Genomic DNA, 21,128 nt, shown 5'->3' on the forward strand with positions numbered 1-21,128 from the left:
GTTCATGAGATCATGATGAACTCATGGCGCCAGACCCAGCGACCACACCGCGATCCCCGGGGCCAACAGGACGTTCGAGGAAGGACCGTGGCAAGCGGTGGCGTTGGCCGGTGACATAGACGACTCCTCGGAGGAGCGCGTGGCGGGGCGGGGATCGCACCGCAGAACCATGACCCTCGCCGAGGTCAGGGACCGCACGCTGAAGAAGCGTGACGCCTGGTGGACCGTGGTCCTAGTGGACCCGGTGGCCACCCCCCTCGTGCGCTGGGTCGCCCGCCACACCAGGATCACCCCGAACCAGATCACCTGGGCCGCACTCTTCCTCGGCCTCGGCTCGGCCTGGCTGTTCGCGCTCGGCGACCGTTACGCGCTGCTGCTGGGCGCGGGGCTCTACCACCTCAGTTTCATCCTCGACTGCATGGACGGGAAGCTGGCCCGTCTCACCGGCAACGGCAGCATCTTCGGCGCCTGGCTGGACTACGTCTTCGACCGGATCCGGGTCGTCATCTGCGCGCTCTGCCTGATGGTCGGGCAGTTCCGCGACCACCCGACCGAGATGTACTTCTGGCTCGCCATCCTGGTCATCTTCCTCGACATGATCCGCTACGTGAACGCGCTGCAGATCTACAAGATGCGCCAGGGCATGCGGAAGAAGCTGGAGACCGTCAGCGGCGGCAGCACCGACGGGGTCAGCGGCAAGTCGCTGCTCTTCATGGAGGACCTGCTCCGCGACAACCCCGAACTCGACACCGCCCAGCCCGAGATCATCCAGGCCCAGGTCCACCTGGAGACCCAGGACGCCGAGATCGTCGACCTGCACCAGGGCTTCCGCAAGAACTTCCCCTGGTACATGCGGGCCCGCAACTTCCTCAAGCGGCACCGCATCCGCACCCATCTGATCAGCGGCATCGAGTTCCAGATGGGCGTCTTCATCGTCGCCCCGATAGTCGGCCGGATCGGCCTGGTCACCGTGGTGGTCTCGGTCGGCCTGGCGCTCTTCGAGCTCGCCATCCTGTACAAGTTCTGGCTCTCCACCAAGGACTTCGAGCAGACCATGGCCGACATGGCCATGCGCAAGCGCCGCCGTACCCTGGAGATCGCCGCCGGCCTGCGCCCGCCGGACGAGGCCGAGCCCGAACTGCCCCACCAGCACACCGGGACCCGGCCGAACACCGAGCCCCCGCCGCGGCAGCGGCCGCCCGCCGGGTCCTACCCGGCGGAAGAGGACAGCCCGACCATGGCCCTGCGCACAATCCGGTGAACATCTTGCGCCCGAGCACTGAGTACGTCGCCTCCCACGCCCCGGCCGTCTCGGTGGTGATCGCCGCCTACAACGCGGCGGGAACGGTCGGCCGCGCGATCCAGTCGGCCCAGCTCCAGACCGTCGATGCGATCGAGATCCTGGTGGTGGACGACCACTCCCAGGACAACACCGTCGAACTGGTCCAGGGCTTCGCCCAGGCCGACCCCAGGATCCGGCTGATATCCCGCCAGGCCAACAGCGGTGGCGTCGGAGCTCCCCGCAACGACGGTGTCGCGGCCGCCACCGGCGCCTATGTGATGTTCCTGGACGCCGACGACGAACTGCCAAGCAAGGCCTGCGAGGAGCTGCTGGAGTCCGCGCTGCGCACCGGCGCGGACCTCACCATCGGCCGCGCGGTGCGGATCAACGTGGAGACCAGCGAGCCCAAGGTCTGGGCCGCCGACCTGCACGCCGACCCCGAGGAGCGGCGCTTCGCCGGTATCCGGGACTACCCGGAGCTGCTCAACGACCCGATCGCCGCCGCCAAGCTCTACCGCCGCGAGTACCTGCTGCGCGGCAACATCCGCTTCCCCGAGGGCGTGTTCTACGAGGACACTCTCTTCTCCACCGTGGCGTACGCCTGCGCCGCCGGCATCGTCATCATCCCCAGACCGGTCTACCGCTGGCTCTACGAGGACAGCTCCGAGACCCCCTCGATCACCCGTCGGCTCGGCGAGATCCGCAGCATCGCCGACCGGGTCTGGGTGCACCGGAGAGCCGATGAGTTCCTGCTGGCCCAGGGCGCGTACGACCTGAAGATCCGCAAGGATCTCAAGTTCCTCTCCCACGACCTCAAGCTCTACATGGGCGTCCTGCGCAGCGGGAGCCCCGAGTTCCGCGCGCGGTTCCAGCAGATCGTGGCCGAGTACCTGGACGCGATCACCCCCGAGGCGTACGAGCGCTGCGGGGTGATCGAGCGGATCCGCGCCTTCTGCCTTCGGCACGACCTGCTGGACGCGGCCGTCGCCACCGCCGACTACCTCCAGCGCCGTTCGGTGGTCGCCTCGGACGTGGTGGAGCGCGACGGTGCCGTCTACTGGACCGCCGCCGGACTGCACCTGCCGGAGGCCGAGCACTTCCTGGACGCCACTCTGCTCGGCCTGCACACCGCGGAGTTCTCCCAGGCCAAGCTGTTCAACCAGGTGGCGCACTTCCAGGTGACCGGGCAGCGGATCGAGATCGCGGGGGAGATCCTCAACCAGTTCGGGCGGATCGGCGCCAAGGACCAGCTGACCCTCAAGGGCGTGGTCCGCAAGGGCAAGGGCGTCGCCCACGAGTACCCCGTCGAGCTGTTCTCCGTCGACAGCCGGGCGATCCGCTACAAGGCGGTCATCGACATCGACGCCGTCGCCAAGGCGCTGAAGGCGGGCGGCCGGTGGAACTTCCTGATGCAGGTGGAGTGGAACGGCAAACGCCACACCACCGCGCTGTGCATCCGCGGCCACGAGATCGACGAGTACCGCTTCGAGGTCGGCAAGGCCCTCTTCGAGGCGTACGAGACGGTCAGCGGAAACCTCTGCATGCGCACCGCGGCCGAGCACCTGGAGCTGGTCGCGGCGAAGAAGCGCTCCAGCGTCGACTGGCAGTGGTTCACCCGGGAGGCGGGCGTGCCCGCGGTGCCGGAGGAGCCGGAGAAGTACACCGCGGCCATCGTGGTGCCCTGCCACAACGCCGAGTCCACGCTGCTGGACTGCCTCTGGTCGATCGGTGTGCAGCGCGGCATCGAACGGGCGCAGGTGATCCTGGTCGACGACGGCTCCACCGACGGGACGGCCGCCCTGCTGGACGGCTTCGCCGCCTACCGGGCCAATGTGACGGTGATCTCCCAGGCCCGGCGGGGCGCGGGGGCGGCCCGTAACGCCGCTCTGGGCAAGGTCGGCGCGCCCTGGGTGATGTTCGTGGACGCGGACGACATCCTCGCCAAGGACGCCCTGCACACCCTGCTGATGGCCGCCCGCGAGGACCGGTCCGATGTGATCATGGGCAATACGGCGGAGTTCCCGGTGCAGTCCGCCACCCCGCCGCCGTGGCAGCGCTACTTCGGCTCGGGCAACCGGGTGGTCAGGAAGCTGACCGACACCCCCTTCCTGCTCTTCGCCGACGGTATCGGCGGCAAGCTCTTCAAGACCCTCAGGCTGGCCGAGTACCAGCTGCGCTTCGGCGAGGGCCTGCACTTCGACGAAGCCTGGCTGGCCCTCCCCGCCCTGCTGCGCGCTCGCAAGATCACCCTGGTGGACCGGGTGGTCCATCTGGAACGGGTGGAGGAGAAGCGGGGATCCTTCCTCGACTCGCCGTGGAACCATCCGCAGCGCTCCCGCGACCTGCTCCGGCTCCACCTGGGCCTGCTGGCCTTCACCGAGCAGGACGAGCCGAAGATCCGCGAGACCGTCTTCCGGATGGTGGTCCGCAACTACCAGCCGTACCTGCGCAGTCTGCACCGGATCATGAGCCGCCAGGCGCTCATCGAGCTCTTCCCCTCGGTCTGCGCCCAGTACGCGCCGATCCCCGACGAGCTGATCGCGCAGTACGCGATCCAGCCGCAGTCCCGGCTGCTGCACTACGCCGCCAGGACCGGCAGCCTGGACGTCTTCTGCGACCCCAGCGAGCCGCCGAAGGACCGCCCGAGGCTCTACGTCGACGAGGACGGGCTCTACCGGCAACTGGTCGGCGCGCAGAGCGAGTGCTCGCTGCTGCGGGTCGACAAGCAGAGCGCGATCCTGGAGGCCGCGCAGTCCGCCGACGGCGTCCTGCACTTCGAGGGCCTGCTCTCGATGACCGGCGTGGACCTCGCCGAGCCGCTCTACAACCGCCTTGAGCTGGTGCTCCGTTCGGCGCACGGTGAGGTCACCGCCCCGCTGGAGCAGGACTACCGGCGCGACCGCTGGCACGTGCGCAAGGAGAAGGACCTCTACGCGGGCTTCCACGCCCGGGTCGAGGACGGCCACCTCGCCAGGGCGGGGGCGGGCCGGCAGGAGCTGTTCGTCCGGATCACCGACGGCGAGCACCGGGTGGACATCCCGGTCACCGCGCGGATGTCGCTGCACCGCTACAAGGGCGTCTTCCGGGTGGACCGGCGCAAGTACGAGCTGACCGTGGACCCACACGGCACCGTCCGCCTCAACGTCCTCGCCAAGTCCGCCTCCGGCCGGGCGCCAGCCGCTCTCAGGCGGGCGGCCCGCCAGCTCCGCTGGAGCCTGCCGGGCCGCACGGGATGGCGTACCAGGCTCGGCTACTGGCTGACGTACCCGCTGCTGCACTGGCGCGACATCTGGCTCATCGGCGAGCGCCAGGACACCGCGCAGGACAACGGCCTGCACTTCTTCCGCTGGATGCGGCAGAACAAGCGCCGTCGCAACGCCTACTACGTGATCGAGAAGAGCAGCCCGGACTGGGGCAAGGTCGCCGAGTACGGCAAGGTGCTGGCGCACGGCTCCGCCCGGCACCGGCTCTACATGCTGCACGCCACCAAGCTGATCAGCCCGTACGACCTGGAGGCGTACCTCACTCCGCGCGGCACCCACAAGCGGGCCTTCCTGACCACCTACGGCGATCTGCTGCGCTACAAGCGGGTCTTCCTCCAGCACGGCGTCATCTACAACGACGTCTCGCAGTCGGCGCAGCGGCATGTCACCAGCGTGGACATGTTCGTCACCTCCGCCGCCGCGGAGAACCGTTACATCGCCGAGGAGTTCGGCTACGGCCTCGAGCGGATGGCGCAGACCGGGCTGCCGCGCTTCGACGCTCTCAAGCAGGTCCGCAAGGACCGCCGGATCCTGCTGATGCCCACCTGGCGTCGGGACATCGTGGCGCCCTCCTACAACCGGGCGGCCCAGCCGAAGATCCCGTTCGCCTCGTCCGAGTACTACCGCTTCTTCTCGGAGTTCATCAAGCACCCGAGGCTGCTCGCGGCGCTCGAACACTTCGGCGTGACGCTGGAGTTCTTCCCGCACTACGAGATCCGGCCGTATCTGCACCACTTCGGCACCAGCCACCCCTCCGTCGAGGTGGCCGACCCGGCGACCCGCGATGTGCAGGACGCGCTCAAGGAGTGCTCGCTGATGGTCACCGACTACTCGTCGGTGTTCTTCGACGTGGTCTACATGGGCACGCCGCTGGTCTACGTTCCGTTCGACTTCGACGAGTTCTACAGCAAGCACTACCGGCTCGGATACCTGAACATCCTCACCGACGGCTTCGGCCCGGCCTGCCGGACGGTCGAGCACGCGGTGGACGAGGTGATCGCCTCGATGGCGAACGGCTTTGTGATGCAGAGCCCGTACCGGGAGCGGGTGGAGGCCTTCTTCGGTCCCCGGGACACCCGCAACAGCGAGCGGGTCTTCGCCGCGATAGAGGCCCTCGCCAAGCAGAAGTGACCTTCTACTTCTCGGGGGTACGGCCGGCCACGCGGCTCAGTGCTGCACGCCGTAGCCGCCCTGGGTCACGTACACCGCGTCGGAGACCGGGCGTTCGAAGCCGTCGGAGGGCTTGTTCACCAGGCTGCCGCCGACCACCAGGGTGGTCGAGCCGCCGCCGTCGATGTTCAGGGCGTCGGTCGCGTCGAGGGCGGCCAGCAGGTCGCTGAGCTGGTTGTAGTCCATACCGGGCTGGTCGTCGTCGGCGTCGACGGTGACGAGCAGTACCTTGCCCTCGCTGTCCACCCCGGCGACCGTCCTGGCGTGCCGGTCGCCGCCGGAGCCGCTGTACATGCTCCTGCCGTCCTGGCGCATGATCAGGCGTCCCGAGACGGCGTAGAGCGAGCGGCTCAGGGGGATCTCGTCCCCGAAGCGGGTGTCGGTCACCTTCTCCGTGAGCGTCAGCGAACTGCCCACCTGTGCATGGGCGGTGAGCCACTCGACGCCCTTGCCGATGCCCTGGAGCACTCTTCCCCCGGCCGGTACCGTGGTGCCGCCGCGCCCCTTGTGGAAGGAGCGCACCGTCCCGCTGCGGTCCAGCACCACCTCCACGCCCGGGTCGTCGGCGTGCGCCGCCTCGGAGCCCTTCAGCGGCTCCGGGGTGGGGATGCCGTACTCCGGGGTGAAGAGCACGATCTCGTCGTCGTTGGCGAAGACCTGGGTGTCGGGTGCGGCCTCCAGGTCGCCCTGGAAGCCGACCAGCAGGTTGCCCTTGTCGGAGACGGGCCGCTCCCAGGGGATCCGGCCCGGATGCCGGTTGATGCCGTGCACCTCGGTGCTCGAACCGCCGGCCGAGACCGCGATGTCGGTCTTCAGGGTGGTGATGTAGGGGCGGCCGTGCTGCATCAGCAGTACGCCCCCGCCGCTGGCCTCGCTGAGCAGCACGCCCCCCTGGATGGAGACGCCCTCCGGGTCGCCCTCGGGCAGCTGGTACTTCTTCGCCAGATCGTCGTCGAAGAAGCTGCCGTTGACCCCGGCCAGCGGCGGCGGGACGAGATCCGTGTCCGCGAGCGCCCGGCGGACCGGCTCGGCGCTGCCCGCGGCCGCGCCGACGGTGCTGCGCAGGGTCAGCGGCGCGACGTCCGGGTCGATCCTGAGCACATTGACGGCCAGCCAGGTGTGCTTGCCGCCGGGGTAGGTGGTGCGGGTGATGCCGGGCGCCAGGACGGTGACGGCCGAGGGGCTGCCCAGCACGTCACCGGCGTCGGCGTGCGCCTTCACGGGCGGCGGCGCAATGCCCAGCGCGGCCAGCGTCGTACCGGCCACGGCGAGACGGCGCAGCCCGTGCGGGAGGGAGTGGGTTCGCATCTGGTCCTTCGTCAGCACGCGGAAGGGTCGGTGACCAACTTGTGCGAGCCGACGCCCGCAACGTACGGGTCGCCCAGGGTGGTGCTGCTTGCGGGCGGTACCACGAAGGCGTCGTAGCGCTTGCCGTCGGCGGCCGTCCACCGGCCGCTGTAGTCGGGGTTGCGGTAGAGGCAGGCGGTGGAGAGGGTGCGGTTCCAGACCGAGGCCGCGCTGCCGGGCCAGTCGGAGCCGTACCCGGACGCGGCGGCGGTCCAGGACTTCAACGGACCGCGCCCGCTGGGTTCCTGGAACAGGCAGAGCGAGCGCTCGGGGCAGCGCTCGTAGCCGCTGAGGCAACCGGCCTGGGACTCCGCGGGTTTGATCGAGGCGAAGCCGTCCGAGGGCTTGGCGAAGCCGCCCCAGCTCTGCTTGCTGCCCGGCGCGATCTCCCTGACCTGGCCGCCGAAGGCTGGCTTCTCGTACAGGCAGGCCCAGTACTGGCTGCGGTTGTCGACCGTGCGGATCGGGCCGACGCCACCGGCGGCGACGTTCTCCTGGACGGCCAGCTCGGCCGTGGAGAGCAGCGCGCTGCCGCTGCCGCCGTAGAGGCAGAACCTACCGGTCGCGCAGTTCCCGCTCCGGTCGGACGAGGAGGAGTACCGGACGCCGAGGTAGGCGCAGAGCAGGGCCAGCAGAACCGCCAGGACGCCCGTAGCGGCTCTGCGAAGAGGTGTGGTCACGTACGGGTGCTTCCTACCCCGCCGGGTATCCGGGTGCCACCTGTCCCGCCGGGGCGGCGAGCATGCCCGGGGTCTCGTAGGGGTGGCCCACGAAGATGGTGATCTCGCCGCGCGCGATCCGGTGCGCGGAGTCCTCGACGGTGTAGAACAGGCGGTCGTAGCCGATGAAGCCCTGCTCGGGGTAGTACGTCACGGTGCCGTCCGGCGTGACGCCGATCATGCCGCGCTTGGGCGGGGAGACGCCGATCAGCCGGGCGCTGGGCGCGAGTTCGGCGGCCAGCGCGGGGATGATCCCGTTGGTGCCGGGTGTGACGACCAGCAGCTTGGGCGGAGCGATGGTGGGCAGCACCCGGTAGGCGACCTGGCCCAGCGGCCGGCAGGAGCTGATCTTCTGGCCCTCCTGGGCGATCACACCGGCGTAGATCGTCGGCAGCAGCATGCCGTCCGACGGGACGGTCTGGTTGACGATCAGGGAGAACCCGGCGGTGCGCGGCGTGTTGGCCGTCGCGTAGGTGGCGTAGCGCTTCTGCTTCTCCAGGTGGCCGAGCCCGCGGACGCGCTTGAGCGTGGCGACCTTGGTGAAGGACTCCTCCATCAGGTAGCCGTAGTAGCGGAATCCCGAACCGGTCGGGTTCAGGGTCAGGGTGAAGTCGATCTGCTGGCCGGGCAGCAGCGGCAGGGCCGGGTCGGTCTCCGAGGTCAGGTCGAGCGTCATGGACAGCTCGGGGCGCTGCTGGTGGACCGCCTGGACGCGGGCTATCAGATGCTCCATCGGCCGGTCTCTCCTCGGCTCTGCGCCGGCGCACGGCGGGCGGTCACTGCGCGGTTCCGGTCTGGACGGTTCTGGCCTTCACCAGGGCCTCGTGGGTCTCGTCGTCGAGCCAGCCCATCGCCTCGGCCGGGAACTGCGGCTGCTCCAGGTTGACCACCCAGTGCGGCGGGACGATGCCCTGCTCGGCCAGCGTGCGGGCGACGAAGCGCGAGCACTCGATGGCGCCGACCGGCTTGAGATGGGTGTTGTCCTCGATGCCCTCGGGATAGTTGGGGTGCTCGCCCGGCGCCAGGAAGAGGAAGATCCCCTTGGTGCCCTCCGGGCCGAGCTGCTGCCACCAGGTGATGCTCTGCGCGTACAGGTCGATCAGCGGGGTGCAGGTCTGCGCCGCCAACTCGCGCATCGCCGCCGGGTAGTGCCCCAGCGCCCAGTTCAGGTTGCCGTGGCCGTCGAAGCCGCGGCGCTCGTGGGTGGTCACCAGGACGGGGTGGGCGAGGCGCTCGCGGGCGCCCTCGATGTAGAGGCGCAGGTAGTCCTGGAAGGAGCCGAACGGCAGGGTGTGGCGGCCCGCATCGGTCTTCTCGTCGATCAGGCCGAAGGAGATCAGCAGGTAGTCGCCGGGCATCAGGTGGTCGAGGATCCACTGGAGCCGGCCGCGGTCGGCGAAGCTCTTGGAACTGGCACCGGGGCGGGCGCAGTTCACCACCTCGATCTCGGGGTGGATGAAGAGCTGCATCGTCTGCCCCCACCCGGTCATCGGCACGAAGCTGGCCTGACGTGTCGTCACGCTGGAGTCGCCCGCCAGGAACACCTTGGGTGGGCGAGGCCCTCCGTACTGCATGACCGTCCCTCTGCGCGTGCATGCCCGCTGCGCACGCGTCATCGTCGCCGGGTAGATAGTGGGCAAATAGACGGTCACTCTAGCCGACCCGCTGATCGGTCGTCCATGAGTTCGGACTCCCGCCGAGGCCCGGAGGGCCGGGCCGGTCCGAGCCGCCGCAGAACGGCCGGGTAGGCTCCGGCCGTTACGGGAGCCGGAAGAAGGTGTGGCGCGGTGGCTGTCTGGAGGCTCGGTAGGGCACAGGTGATCGGCGCGGTGGCCGCACTGGTCGCGGTGGTGGCGCTGGTGTGGGGCGGGTCCGTCCTGCTCGGATCGGACGGGAGCACGAGCACCGGTGGGGCGAGCGAGCCGGGCACCGACCCGGCGGCGACCGACCCAGCCGTCAGCGCTGCGCCCACCGGCCCTGCGGGCGGCTCTGTTGACGCCCCCCGGATCTACATAGCAGGCGACTCCACGGCCGCCGCCTACCCGGCCAAGTTCGCGCCGCGGACGGGCTGGGGCCAGGCCCTGCCGGTCTTCCTGAACCAGGGCCGGATCACGGTGCACAACTGGGCCAAGGTCGGTGCGAGCACCAAGAGCTTCATCGACGAGGGACGGCTGACCCAGATCCTGGCCGAGATCAGGAAGGGCGACTACCTGCTGATCGGCTTCGGGCACAACGACGAGCGGCCCGAAGCGGTGGTCCACACCGACCCGTTCGGCAGCTACCAGGCCAATCTGCGTCAGTTCGTCGACGGCGCCCGCTCCAAGGGCGCCGTCCCCGTGCTGGTCAGCCCCGCCGAGCGCTACCACTTCGACCGGACGGGCCGGATCACTCCCTCGCACGGCGAATTCCCCGCCGCCATGCGGCAGGTGGCCGTCGCCGACCAGGTGCCGCTGATCGACCTCACCGCCCTCAGCACAGCGATCTGGAACGCCCACGGCCCGCAGGGCGCGCAGAGCGACTTCCTCTGGCTGGCCCCCGGCGCCTCGCCCAACTACCCCGACGGCGTACAGGACAAGACGCACTTCCAGACGCACGGCGCCATCGAGCTGGCGCAGCTGGTGGCCAAGCGGCTGGACGCGGAGCACATCCTGCCCGCCGAGGACTTCCAGGGCCTGGAGCGCACGGACGTCCCGGACTCCGCCCTCGCGGGCTGAACCCCGCCTGCGGCCGGCCCCGCCGGGTACTACCTGCCCGGGAGTCGTCGGAGACAGGCTCCCGTACGCACGCCACAGGGCCGGGACCGCAGTTGCGGTCCCGGCCCCGGCTACTGCTCAGGCGCCCTGTCAGGCCGGCACGGAGGCCACGCCCTGAGCCAGGAAGCGCTTGCCGTTGACGCGCTCCGAGACACCCTCACGGTCCAGGTACGGGGTGATCCCGCCCAGGTGGAAGGGCCAGCCGGCGCCGGTGATCATGCACAGGTCGATGTCCTGCGCCTCGCCGACGACGCCCTCGTCCAGCATCAGGCCGATCTCCTGCGCGACGGCGTTGAGCGCGCGCTCGCGGACCTGCTCCTCGGTCAGCACGGTGTCGCCGAAGGAGAGCAGCGCCAGCACCTCGGGGTCGAGGACCTGCTGGCCGTCCACCCAGGTGTAGAAGCCGCGCTTGCCGGCCTTGACCACCTTGGCGAGGTTCTCGGAGACGGTGAACCGCTCCGGGAAGGCGCCGCGCAGGGTCTCCGAAACGTGCAGCGCGATGGCCGGGCCGACCAGTTCGAGCAGCACGATCGGGGACATCGGCAGGCCGAGCGGCAGCACGGCCTTCTCCACCGACTCGATCGGGGTGCCCTCGTCGATGATGCTCTGGATCTCGCCCATGAAGCGGGTCAGGATCCGGTTCACCACGAACGCCGGGGCGTCCTTGACGAGGACGGCCGTCTTCTTCAGCTTCTTGGCCACACCGAAGGCGGTGGCCAGCGAGGCGTCGTCGGTCTTCTCCGCGCGGACGATCTCCAGCAGCGGCAGGATCGCGACCGGGTTGAAGAAGTGGAAGCCGACCACACGCTCCGGGTGCTGGAGCTTGGACGCCATCTCGGTGACCGACAGCGAGGAGGTGTTGGTCGCCAGGATCGCGGTCGGCGAGACCACGGCCTCCAGCTCGGCGAAGACGTTCTGCTTGACGCCCATCTCCTCGAACACGGCCTCGATCACGAAGTCCGCGTCGCCGAAGGCGGCCGCCTTGTCCAGCACACCGGTGACCAGGCCCTTGAGCTTGTTGGCCTTGTCCTTGCCGATCCGGCCCTTGTCCAGCAGCTTGTCGATCTCGCCGTGGACGTAGCCCACGCCCTTGTCGATGCGCTCCTGGTCGATGTCGGTCAGCACGACCGGCACCTCGAGGCGACGGGCGAACAGCAGCGCCAGCTGGGACGCCATCAGACCGGCGCCGACGACGCCGACCTTGGTGACCGGACGGGCCAGCGACTTGTCCGGGGCGCCGAAGGGGCGCTTGGCCCGGCGCTGCACCAGGTTGAAGGCGTAGATCCCGCTGCGCAGTTCGCCGCTCATGATGAGGTCGGCCAGCGCCGCGTCCTCGGCGTCGAAACCGGCCTGCAGGTCCTGGTCCTTGACCTGGGCGATGATGTCCAGCGCCTTGTAGGCAGCGGGAGCCGCCCCGTGCACCTTGGCGTCCGCGACCAGACGGCCCCAGGCGACGGCGTCGTCCCAGGCCTTGCCGCGGTCGATCTCCTCGCGCTCGACGACCGTCTCGCCCTTGAGCACCTTGGCGGCCCAGAGCAGCGACTGCTCCAGGAAGTCGGCCGGCTCGAAGATGGCGTCGGCGATGCCGAGCTCGAAGACGTCCTTGCCCTTGAGCTGCTTGTTCTGGGCCATCGAGTTCTCGATGATGACCTTGACAGCCTTGGCCGGACCGATCAGGTTCGGCAGCAGGGTGCAGCCACCCCAGCCCGGGACCAGGCCCAGGAAGACCTCCGGCAGCGAGAAGGCCGGGACGCCCGCGCTGATGGTGCGGTAGGTGCAGTGCAGACCGACCTCGACACCGCCGCCCATCGCCGCACCGTTGTAGAAGCCGAAGCTCGGAACGGGCAGCGCGGCGATCCGCTTGAAGACCTCGTGGCCGCCCTTGCCGATGGCAAGCGCGTCGCCGTGCTCCTTGAGGATCTCGACGCCCTTGAGGTCGGCGCCGACCGCGAAGATGAACGGCTTGCCGGTGATGGCGACCGCGACGATCCGGCCCTCGGCGGCCTCGGCCTCGACCTGGTCGAGCGCCGCGGACAGCTTGATCAGCGAACCCGGGCCGAAGGTGGTCGGCTTGGTGTGGTCGAAGCCGTTGTCCAGCGTGATCAGCGCCAGCTTCCCGGCCTGCAGCGGCAGGTCGAGGTGGCGGACGTGCGCGGTGGTGACGACCTCGCCGGGGAACAGCTCGGCGCCGCGCTGCAGCAGCTCAGTGGTGCTCATGCTCACTTACCACCCTCGAAGTGGGGGTTCTCCCAGATGATGGTGCCGCCCATGCCGAAGCCGATGCACATGGTGGTCAGGCCGTAGCGCACGTCGGGGCGCTGCTCGAAGCGGCGGGCCAGCTGGTTCATCAGCCGGACGCCGGAGGAGGCCAGCGGGTGCCCGAAGGCGATCGCGCCGCCGAACGGGTTGACGCGCTCGTCGTCGTCCGCGATGCCGTAGTGGTCCAGGAAGGACAGCACCTGGACGGCGAACGCCTCGTTGACCTCGAACGCACCGATGTCGTCGATCGTCAGACCGGCCTTGGCCAGCGCCTTCTCGGTCGCCGGGACCGGGCCGATGCCCATCACCTCGGGCTCGACACCCGCGAAGGCGTAGGAGACCAGGCGCATCTTGACCGGGAGGCCGAGCTCCTCGGCGACATCCTCGGCGGCCAGCAGGGAGGCGGTGGCACCGTCGTTCAGACCGGCCGAGTTGCCCGCGGTGATGTTGCCGTGCGGACGGAACGGGGTCTTCAGACCCGCCAGGCTCTCCATCGTGGTGCCCGGGCGCATCGGCTCGTCCGTGGTGGCCAGGCCCCAACCGGTCTCGCCGGCCGCGGGGTTGGTGTTACGGATCGCGATCGGCACCAGGTCCGGCTGGATGTCGCCGTTGGCGTACGCCTTGGCGGCCTTCTCCTGCGAGCGCACGGCGTAGGCGTCGCAGCGCTCCTTGGTCAGGTGCGGGAAGCGGTCGTGCAGGTTCTCCGCCGTCATACCCATGAACAGGGCGGACTCGTCGACCAGCTTCTCCGAGACGAAGCGCGGGTTCGGGTCCACGCCCTCGCCCATCGGGTGGCGGCCCATGTGCTCGACGCCACCGGCCACGACGAGGTCGTAGGCGCCGAAGGCGATGCCGCCCGCGGTCGCGGTGACGGCGGTCAGGGCGCCGGCACACATGCGGTCGATCGAGTAGCCCGGAACGGACTTCGGCAGACCGGCCAGCAGCGCGGCGGTACGGCCGATGGTCAGACCCTGGTCGCCGATCTGCGTGGTGGCCGCGATGGCGACCTCGTCGATGCGCTCGACGGGCAGGTTCGGGTTGCGGCGCACGAGCTCACGGATGCACTTGACGACCAGGTCGTCGGCACGGGTCTCGTGGTAGATGCCCTTCGGGCCGGCCTTGCCGAACGGGGTGCGGACGCCGTCAACGAAGACGACGTCCCTCGCGGTACGAGGCACGGGGGCTCTCCTCCCAGGGGACATGACGTTTAACGCAGTCGACGTCCCATAGCTGGAGCGGCGCTGCTTCACGGCCATGCTACCCGCCGGTAACTACCTTGCCCAGGGGCGGCACCCGGATCACCCGGTGTGTCCCGCACCACGTCGGCAACGCCAAGGCGGCCAACGACGCGAAGGCAGTCAGGGGCGTGAGGAGGTGAGGGGTGCGGGGCTCTGCTTGATCAACTGCGTGCGCGAATCGGGAAGGAGTCGGTGCCGCACTGTCCCTCGGAGGGCAACTGGGCACCGTCAGAGCAGGGTTGCGGGGCGCCACATGCCCACCGGACCCGGCTGAACGTTGACGCCTTCCGTTTTCGCGCACGCAGTTGATCAAGCAGAGCCCCGCACCCCTGCGCCTGACGGTGCCCGTGCCCCTGCGGCTACGCGCTGACCGTCTTGGCTGCCGCCGAGAAGGCCGCCGCGATGGCCGGGCCGACGAGGTCGACCTGCCACTGGCGGGCGCCCAGTGCACGCAGCGAGGCCGCAACAGCCTCCGCCGTCGGCGCGGCGGGCGGCTCCCAGGAGATCCGGCGGACCAGGTCGGGGGTGATCAGGTTCTCGGCCGGGAGCCGCTTCGCCTCGGCCAGCTCACTGACGGCCGCGCGCGCTCCGGAGAGCCGCGCCGCCGCCACCGGATCCTTCTCGGCCCAGGCCCGCGGCGGTGGCGGACCGTCGTGCGGAGCCGCCGCAGGCGGCAGCTCGGCCTCCGGGATCTCCCGGGCCCGCTGAAGTGCGGCCAGCCACTGCTCGATCTGTCTGCGGTTCACCCGGGGCCCGAAGCCCTGGACGGCCTGCAGCGCCGGCGCATTCTGCGGCATCGCCAGCGCGGCATTGACGATTGCCGCGTCGGGCAGCACCCGTCCAGGTGAGACGTCACGCTCCCGCGCGATCTTGTCGCGGGTCTGCCAGAGCTCGCGGACGGCGGCGAGCTGGCGCCGGCGCCGGACCTTGTGCAGCTGGGAGGTGCGGCGCCAGGGGTCGACCCGAGGGGCGGGCCGCGGCGCATCGGCGATCGCGGCGAACTCCTCCAGGGCCCAGCCGAGCTTGCCCTGGGCGTCCAGCTCCTGTTCGAGTGCGTCACGCAGCTCGACCAGCACCTCGACGTCCAGAGCGGCGTAGCGCAGCCAGGGTTCCGGCAGCGGGCGGGTGGACCAGTCCACCGCCGAGTGCTCCTTGGCCAGTGAGAGGCCGAGCACGTTCTCGGTCATCGGGCCGAGTCCGACTCGGGGGAAGCCCGCGATCCGTCCGGCCAGCTCGGTGTCGAACAGGCGGCGCGGACGCATGCCGACTTCGGTCAGACAGGGGAGGTCCTGGGTCGCCGCGTGCACCACCCACTCGGTGTCGGCCAGTGCCGAGCCGAGTGCGCTGAGGTCGGGGCAGGCGATCGGGTCGATCAGCGCGGTGCCCGCACCGGACCGCCGTAGCTGGATCAGGTACGCGCGCTGCCCGTAGCGGTAGCCGGAGGCCCGCTCGGCATCGACGGCGACCGGGCCGCTGCCCGCGGCGAAGGCGGCGATCGTCTCGGCGAGTGCCGCCTCGTCCACCACGACGGGTGGAAGTCCCTCCCTGGGTTCAAGGAGCGGGACCGGGGCTGTCTCTTCTGGGATGGCTGCTACGGCGTCGGTCACCCACCAAGGGTACGACGGCACCCGAGTCCGGGAGGGTTGTCGGACTGGTCAGACCGTATTGGGACATATGCCAGCGCCGTACCAGGGCCGGGGGAGCGCTCTCTTCCGCCGTTCCGCCGTACGGGTCAGATCGAGGGGTGGGGGCAGGAGGAGGGAGCAAGTGGCAGCCCGGAGGAAACGTTCCTCCGGGCTGCCACTTGCTCTACGGGCTTCAGGATCTGATGGCTTGGTCGATTGCTGAGGTACGGCACGCCGATGTCAGTGGATGATGCCGGTCCGCAGCGCCACCGCGACCATTCCGGCCCGGTCGCCGGTGCCCAGCTTGCGGGCGATCCGGGCCAGGTGGCTCTTGACCGTCAGCGCCGACAGTCCCATGGCGACACCGATCGCCTTGTTGGACTGTCCTTCGGCCACCAGCCGCAGTACCTCCACTTCTCGGCCGGACAGTTCGCGGTACGCCGAGGGCTGCAGGCCGGGAGCACCGGGGGCTCCGGGTGCACCGGGAGCGCCGACCGCACCGGGCATGCCCGGCATCCCGGGACGCCGCATCCGGCCGCCCAGCCCGGCGGCACCGAGCGGCATCCCGGGACGGCCGGGCATGGCGATGTTGGTCCGGGTACCGGTGACCACATAGCCCTTGACGCCGCCGGCCAGCGCGCTGCGGACCGCGCCGATGTCGTCGGCGGCGGAGAGCGCCAGGCCGTTGGGCCAGCCCGCTGCGCGGGTCTCGGCCAGGATGGTCAGCCCGGAGCCGTCCGGGAGGTGGACATCAGCGACGCAGATGTCGCGTGGGGTGGCGACCCGGGGACGGGCCTCGGCGATCGAGGAGACCTCGATGACGTCGCGGACACCGAGGGCCCAGAGATGCCGGGTGACGGTGCTTCTGACTCGGGGATCAGCGATGACCACCATGGCGGTGGGCTTCGTCGGACGGTATGCGACCACGTTTGCGGGGTGCTCAAGAAGGACCGACACCAGGGGCCTCCTGCGGGGAGTGGCGGACGGAACCCCGAGGGGGCGGTCGGAGTGTTCCGCGTTTGGAAAGGGTCACAGACACCTTCGGCATCAACCGTGCCCGGCTTTAGCGAAAGATCACGATCTAGTGAGTAACAATACGGACAAATCGTGCAGATGACTGATGCGACATGCCCCGACATCGCACAGATTCGATCGGAATTAGCACTCACCGATCAAGTCAGGACAGCGAATTGACACAGAGCACGGCCGAAGTCACATGCCGTCAGTCCTGCGGGTGGCTTTGTCCCGTACCGGCCTCGAACGCTCTGCCCGTCGCCCCTCAGTGGGAGCGCGGGCGTCGTCGCGCGGGCATCGGAACCACCCCGCCGAGTGACGGGGCGTCGGGCAGCGGCAGTGGTGCCGTCGAGCTCGGCGGCAGCCCGGCGCAGGCGCACAGCAGATCGCCCCAGGCCGCCAGGTGCCGCTCGAAGCGGCCGTCGGCCGGGGTCCAGGACGCGCGGATCTCGATCTCGGTGGACGGCTCACGGTCGGCCAGCGCGCCGAAGTAGTGCGAGGAGGCATGGGTCACCGTGCCACCGGGCTCGGCGTATCCGGCGCCGTGGCTCTGCAGGGCGTCCAGCAGCCAGGACCAGCCGACTTCGGAGAGCATCGGATCGTCGGCGATCTCCGGTTCCAGCTCGGCCCGGGTCAGGGTGACCACCCGGAAGTCGCCGTGCCAGGCTTCCTGGCCGACGGGGTCGTGCAGCAGCACCAGCCGGCCGTCCGCCAGTTCCTCGCCCTCCACCTCGACGGTGGCGGTCAGCGCGTACGCGTAGGGGGCGAGCCGCCGGGGTGCCGGGGCCGCCGAGAGTTGCAACTCGGGCCGCAGCCGCGCCGTACCGAGTGCCTCGACCGCAGCGCGGAACTCGATCGGCGCCGATTCCTTGCCCGTCCCACCACCTTGTGCGGGGTGCCCGCCGACCGCTGCCATGCTCTGAAGCCTAGGTCGGCCGACGCCGCAATCCGAGCATATTTCGCACCTGCGGCGTGCCGGAGCCCGGCTGGTCCGAGATCTTGGAGGAACGCACGACTCGCCGCCGAGGGGGCAGTCCGGGGTACATGCGAAGATTTGGACCGTGAGTGAGACTTCCGCGGCGACCCCGCCAGCCCAGACCGGTCAGCAGGCCCCCGCGCGCCGGGGCGCGGCGTACGACTCCCCGCTTCTGCGCGCTGCGCGCCGTGAGCCGGTGCCGCACACGCCCGTGTGGTTCATGCGCCAGGCCGGCCGCTCGCTGCCCGAGTACCTGAAGGTGCGCGAGGGCATCGGGATGCTGGAGTCCTGCATGCGGCCCGAGCTGGTGAAGGAGATCACCCTCCAGCCGGTGCGTCGGCACAAGGTGGACGCGGCGATCTTCTTCAGCGACATCGTGGTGCCGCTGAAGGCCGTCGGCATCGACGTCGACATCAAGCCGGGCGTAGGCCCGGTCATCGCCGACCCGATCCGCACGTTCGACGACCTCCAGCGGCTGCGCCCGCTGGAGCCGGACGACATGCCGTACATCACCGAGGCCGTGGGCCTGCTCGTGGACGAGCTCGGCTCCACCCCGCTGATCGGCTTCGCCGGCGCCCCCTTCACCCTGGCCAGCTACCTGGTCGAGGGCGGCCCGTCCAAGAGCCACGAGAAGACCAAAGCCATGATGTACGGCCAGCCCGAGCTCTGGGCCGCGCTGGTCGACCGGCTGGCCGACATCACCTCCGCCTTCCTGAAGATCCAGATCGAGGCGGGTGCCTCGGCGGTCCAGCTCTTCGATTCCTGGGTCGGCGCGCTCGCCCCGGACGACTACCGCCGCTCGGTGATGCCCGCCAGCACCAAGGTCTTCGACGCCGTCGCCCCGTACGGTGTGCCGCGGATCCACTTCGGCGTCGGCACCGGTGAACTGCTCGGCCTGATGGGCCAGGCCGGGGCGGACGTCGTCGGCGTGGACTGGCGGGTGCCGCTGAACGTCGCCGCCGAGCGGGTCGGCCACGGCAAGGCCCTGCAGGGCAACCTCGACCCGGCCGTACTGTTCGCCCCCACCCGCGTGGTCGAGACCAAGGCCCGTGAGGTGCTGCACGCCGCCCAGGCGCTGGGCGGCAGCGGGCACATCTTCAACCTCGGCCACGGTGTGATGCCGAGCATGGACCCGGACGCCCTGACCAGGCTGGTCGAGTTCGTGCACGAGACCAGCGCACGCTAGCCGGACACCGGTTCAGGGGCGCGGGGCTCTGCGCGATAGACCCTGCCCGCCGTAGCGGGCTGGTCGCGCACGCGGTTGATCAAGCAGGGCCCCCGCGCCCCTTCGGGTTGCCCGGTGGCGTCACTCTGCCGCTGGGGTGGGCTCGTCGCCGTCCTTGCTTTCTCCGGGCCGGGATTGGCGCCTGCGGCGGAGCAGGTGCCAGGCGAGTGCGCCCAGCGGTGCGAGGAGCAGCAGGAACGGTGCCAGTGCCGCGCAGGCGATCAGCAGGCCGCGCAGGATCGCCACCAGGACGTCCCAGCCGCCCACGAGTGCGCCGCCGACCGAGGACCAGAAGCCGTCGGCTTTCCCGGGCCGGGCTGCCGGGGTTGCCGTCTGCTTCTGGAGCTGCAGCGTGATGGTGGAGAGCGAGGTGCGGCCAGAGAGTTCCTGCTGCTGGTGCTGCAGCGACTCCAGGTCCGCCTCCCGACGGCTGAGCTCGCTCTCCAGCGAGACCACGTCCGAGAGCGACCTGGCCTCCGCCATCAGAGCTCGGACCCGGTCCACGCTGGCCTGTTGGCTCTTCAGCCGGCTGTCGATGTCCACCACCTGCTGGGTCAGGTCCTCGGCCTGGCTGCTCCGGGTCTCCACCGTGCCCAGACCGGCCACCCGGTCGAAGGTCTGCTCGTACGAGGCCGAGGGCACCTTGAGCGTGAGGTGCGCCGAGACCGAACCTCCGGATGCGGGTTCGCCGTCGGGACCCGGTTGGGCACCCGTCACCGACTCGTCGGCGACATAGCCGCCGGTGGTCTCGGCGAGTGCGCGTGCGTCGTCGGCCGTCTTGTCGACGTTCCCGGTCGCCACGGTGATCTGGCCGGTGTAGCTGATCAGCCGGGCCGCCACCGCGCTGGGGCCGGTCGCCGAGGGTGCGGGCGAAGGCGCTCCTGCGCCCGGCCTGGCCGGCTCCTTCGCCGGGCCCTGGGCTGCTCCGGCCGCCGCGTCCCCTCTCGCCGCCGCCGGTCTCGCCGAGCCCCCCGACGATCCGCTGCACCCGCCCAGCAGCAGTGCCGCCGTCACTGCGATCGAACCGGCCGCCGCCAGTGCCGGCCTTCGTCCCCGGTGTGCCATCTTCCTTTTCCTCCCCGCCCATTGCCATCGGTTCTGCGCAGCTTGGACGGCGGCGAGTGGCGTTGGGATCCCTCGGTGGGTCGCAACTCGGTTACGGTACGGTCGCGTTGAGGTCGGTATCGGGTCCGGGTCGTCAGCGGGCGACCTTCTCGGCCAGGTACTGCTCCCAGGTGCGCCGCCCCACCGCACGGTCGGGTGCGGTGAGCGCGGCACGGAAGCCGGAGCCGATCCGCCCCGGAACGTGAACCGCCAGCACCGGACGGCGCCTGCCCGCCGCCCGCAGCCAGTCCCTGGCCAGCCTCGACATTGAGTACACCCTCGGCCCGGCCATGTCGGGTGCGCGGCCCGCCGGAGCGCCCATGGCCAACTCGACCAGCCGGTCCGCCACTTCGCCCTGGTCCACCGGCTGGCAGTCGGTCCCGGCCGGCACGAGGACGACCGGCAGCCTGGAGAGGACCCCGAAGGCCGTGTTCAGCAGCTCGGGGAACTGGGTGGCGCGCAGATTGCTCCAACCGAGCCCCGACGCCTCCAGCAGCCGTTCGCCCTCCAGCTTGACCTGGTAGTAGGGGTACGGGATCCGGTCGACCCCGACGATCGAGATGTTGACCAGGTGCTCGACCCCGGCCTGCCGCGCCGCCGCGATCAGATTCCGCAGCGCCGGGATGTCCTGCTTGAAGTGCCGGACATCGCTCGCGCAGTGAATGACCGTACGAACGCCGCCGACCGCCTCGTCCAGCCCGGCGCCGGTGACCAGGTCCCCGGTGAACCACTCCACCCCCGGGTCCTCCGGCAGGCGGCTCCGCCGGGTGAGCGCCCGTACCGGCACGCCGCTGCGCCGTATCCGCTCCAGCACCTCACGGCCCAGTACCCCGGTCGCCCCGGTCACCAGCACGGTGTTCTCCATTGCCCAGCCCTTCGCCTCAGCTTGCGGTTACAGAGAGAGGACGGGACAGCCAGGTCGGGTGTGACAGCTTCGCCGAAGAACTTTTCGCAGGGTGGGATGGCGTCGATGTCGTGGCGAGAGGTTCGTACCAGCGGTTACGTCCCCGCAGCGCTGGTGGCACGGCGAACTCGTCACGGAACTGACCGTGGCTCTAAGAGGGCGTTCGATAGGGGATTCCCCCCAACTGTCCGGCTTTCTGTGTCGCGACACGGACTCGGTTCCATGATCTCGTGGCGGTCGGGTCCGTGT

General features: G+C 70.1%; 15 protein-coding genes. 4 read left to right on the forward strand and 11 right to left on the reverse strand.

Translation table 11 applies throughout. From position 1 onward, the window contains the following. Window positions 1–169 precede the first annotated feature (169 nt). Entirely contained in the window at window positions 170–1,261 is a 1,092-nt protein-coding gene (locus tag P3T39_RS23960) for a CDP-alcohol phosphatidyltransferase family protein (RefSeq protein ID WP_280700868.1), read from the forward strand. 5 nt (window positions 1,262–1,266) lie between these two features. Continuing rightward, entirely contained in the window at window positions 1,267–5,676 is a 4,410-nt protein-coding gene (locus P3T39_RS23965; protein ID WP_280700869.1) for a glycosyltransferase, read from the forward strand. 36 nt (window positions 5,677–5,712) lie between these two features. Here P3T39_RS23965 and P3T39_RS23970 read toward each other — a convergent pair whose 3' ends face one another. The 4 genes from P3T39_RS23970 to P3T39_RS23985 are packed head-to-tail and all read right to left on the reverse strand — an operon-like array spanning window position 5,713 to window position 9,301. After that, window positions 5,713–7,023, reverse strand: a complete 1,311-nt coding sequence (locus P3T39_RS23970) for a phosphodiester glycosidase family protein (protein WP_280700871.1) — start codon at window positions 7,021–7,023, stop codon at window positions 5,713–5,715. An 11-nt stretch (window positions 7,024–7,034) separates the two neighbouring features. Beyond that, window positions 7,035–7,742, reverse strand: coding sequence for a peptidase inhibitor family I36 protein (locus tag P3T39_RS23975; protein ID WP_280700872.1), 708 nt, complete (start codon window positions 7,740–7,742; stop codon window positions 7,035–7,037). Window positions 7,743–7,755: 13 nt separating this feature from the next. Next, window positions 7,756–8,514 carry an Ig-like domain-containing protein gene (locus tag P3T39_RS23980; protein ID WP_280700873.1) on the reverse strand — a complete coding sequence of 253 codons (759 nt, stop codon included), beginning with the start codon at window positions 8,512–8,514 and terminating at the stop codon, window positions 7,756–7,758. A 43-nt stretch (window positions 8,515–8,557) separates the two neighbouring features. Beyond that, the gene (locus P3T39_RS23985; protein WP_280700874.1) at window positions 8,558–9,301 is read right to left on the reverse strand and encodes a rhamnogalacturonan acetylesterase; all 744 of its coding nucleotides are present in this window, start codon (window positions 9,299–9,301) and stop codon (window positions 8,558–8,560) included. A 267-nt stretch (window positions 9,302–9,568) separates the two neighbouring features. On the opposite strand from P3T39_RS23985, the gene P3T39_RS23990 reads away from it, so the two are divergent. After that, a complete protein-coding gene (locus tag P3T39_RS23990; protein ID WP_280700876.1) occupies window positions 9,569–10,495 on the forward strand; it encodes a rhamnogalacturonan acetylesterase in 927 nt (308 codons plus the stop codon). Window positions 10,496–10,624: 129 nt separating this feature from the next. Here P3T39_RS23990 and P3T39_RS23995 read toward each other — a convergent pair whose 3' ends face one another. From P3T39_RS23995 to P3T39_RS24015, 5 genes are all read right to left on the reverse strand, one after another. Continuing rightward, a complete protein-coding gene (locus P3T39_RS23995) occupies window positions 10,625–12,751 on the reverse strand; it encodes a 3-hydroxyacyl-CoA dehydrogenase NAD-binding domain-containing protein (RefSeq protein ID WP_280700878.1) in 2,127 nt (708 codons plus the stop codon). 2 nt (window positions 12,752–12,753) lie between these two features. Next, on the reverse strand, window positions 12,754–13,971 hold the full coding sequence (locus P3T39_RS24000; RefSeq protein WP_280700880.1) for an acetyl-CoA C-acyltransferase: 1,218 nt from the start codon (window positions 13,969–13,971) through the stop codon (window positions 12,754–12,756). Between the two features lie 419 nt (window positions 13,972–14,390). Then, on the reverse strand, window positions 14,391–15,638 hold the full coding sequence (locus P3T39_RS24005; RefSeq protein WP_280700882.1) for a ribonuclease D: 1,248 nt from the start codon (window positions 15,636–15,638) through the stop codon (window positions 14,391–14,393). Between the two features lie 258 nt (window positions 15,639–15,896). Then, window positions 15,897–16,613: a response regulator transcription factor gene (locus P3T39_RS24010; RefSeq protein WP_280700884.1), complete on the reverse strand. Its 717-nt coding sequence runs from the start codon at window positions 16,611–16,613 to the stop codon at window positions 15,897–15,899. Window positions 16,614–16,935: 322 nt separating this feature from the next. Next, the gene (locus tag P3T39_RS24015) at window positions 16,936–17,586 is read right to left on the reverse strand and encodes a DUF3000 domain-containing protein (RefSeq protein WP_280700886.1); all 651 of its coding nucleotides are present in this window, start codon (window positions 17,584–17,586) and stop codon (window positions 16,936–16,938) included. Window positions 17,587–17,818: 232 nt separating this feature from the next. On the opposite strand from P3T39_RS24015, the gene hemE reads away from it, so the two are divergent. Continuing rightward, complete coding sequence (gene hemE / locus P3T39_RS24020; RefSeq protein ID WP_280700903.1) at window positions 17,819–18,832, forward strand: uroporphyrinogen decarboxylase; 1,014 nt, start codon at window positions 17,819–17,821, stop codon at window positions 18,830–18,832. Between the two features lie 120 nt (window positions 18,833–18,952). On the opposite strand, the gene P3T39_RS24025 is transcribed toward hemE, so the two are convergent. Both P3T39_RS24025 and P3T39_RS24030 read right to left on the reverse strand, forming a co-directional pair. Next, the gene (locus P3T39_RS24025) at window positions 18,953–19,936 is read right to left on the reverse strand and encodes a DUF4349 domain-containing protein (protein ID WP_280700888.1); all 984 of its coding nucleotides are present in this window, start codon (window positions 19,934–19,936) and stop codon (window positions 18,953–18,955) included. Between the two features lie 133 nt (window positions 19,937–20,069). Then, complete coding sequence (locus P3T39_RS24030) at window positions 20,070–20,840, reverse strand: NAD(P)H-binding protein (RefSeq protein ID WP_280700889.1); 771 nt, start codon at window positions 20,838–20,840, stop codon at window positions 20,070–20,072. Window positions 20,841–21,128: the final 288 nt, after the last annotated feature.

The sequence above is a fragment of the Kitasatospora sp. GP82 genome (assembly GCF_029892105.1).
Taxonomy (GTDB): domain Bacteria; phylum Actinomycetota; class Actinomycetes; order Streptomycetales; family Streptomycetaceae; genus Kitasatospora.

Bases quoted from the DNA above. Each gene is read 5' to 3' on its own strand.
- P3T39_RS23960 (WP_280700868.1), top strand. From the start codon at position 170: ATGACCCTCGCCGAGGTCAGGGACCGCACGCTGAAGAAGCGTGACGCC.
- P3T39_RS23980 (WP_280700873.1), bottom strand. From the start codon at position 8,514: ATGGAGCATCTGATAGCCCGCGTCCAGGCGGTCCACCAGCAGCGCCCC.
- P3T39_RS23970 (WP_280700871.1), bottom strand. From the start codon at position 7,023: ATGCGAACCCACTCCCTCCCGCACGGGCTGCGCCGTCTCGCCGTGGCC.
- P3T39_RS24030 (WP_280700889.1), bottom strand. From the start codon at position 20,840: ATGGAGAACACCGTGCTGGTGACCGGGGCGACCGGGGTACTGGGCCGT.
- P3T39_RS24015 (WP_280700886.1), bottom strand. From the start codon at position 17,586: ATGGCAGCGGTCGGCGGGCACCCCGCACAAGGTGGTGGGACGGGCAAG.
- P3T39_RS23995 (WP_280700878.1), bottom strand. From the start codon at position 12,751: ATGAGCACCACTGAGCTGCTGCAGCGCGGCGCCGAGCTGTTCCCCGGC.
- P3T39_RS24025 (WP_280700888.1), bottom strand. From the start codon at position 19,936: ATGGCACACCGGGGACGAAGGCCGGCACTGGCGGCGGCCGGTTCGATC.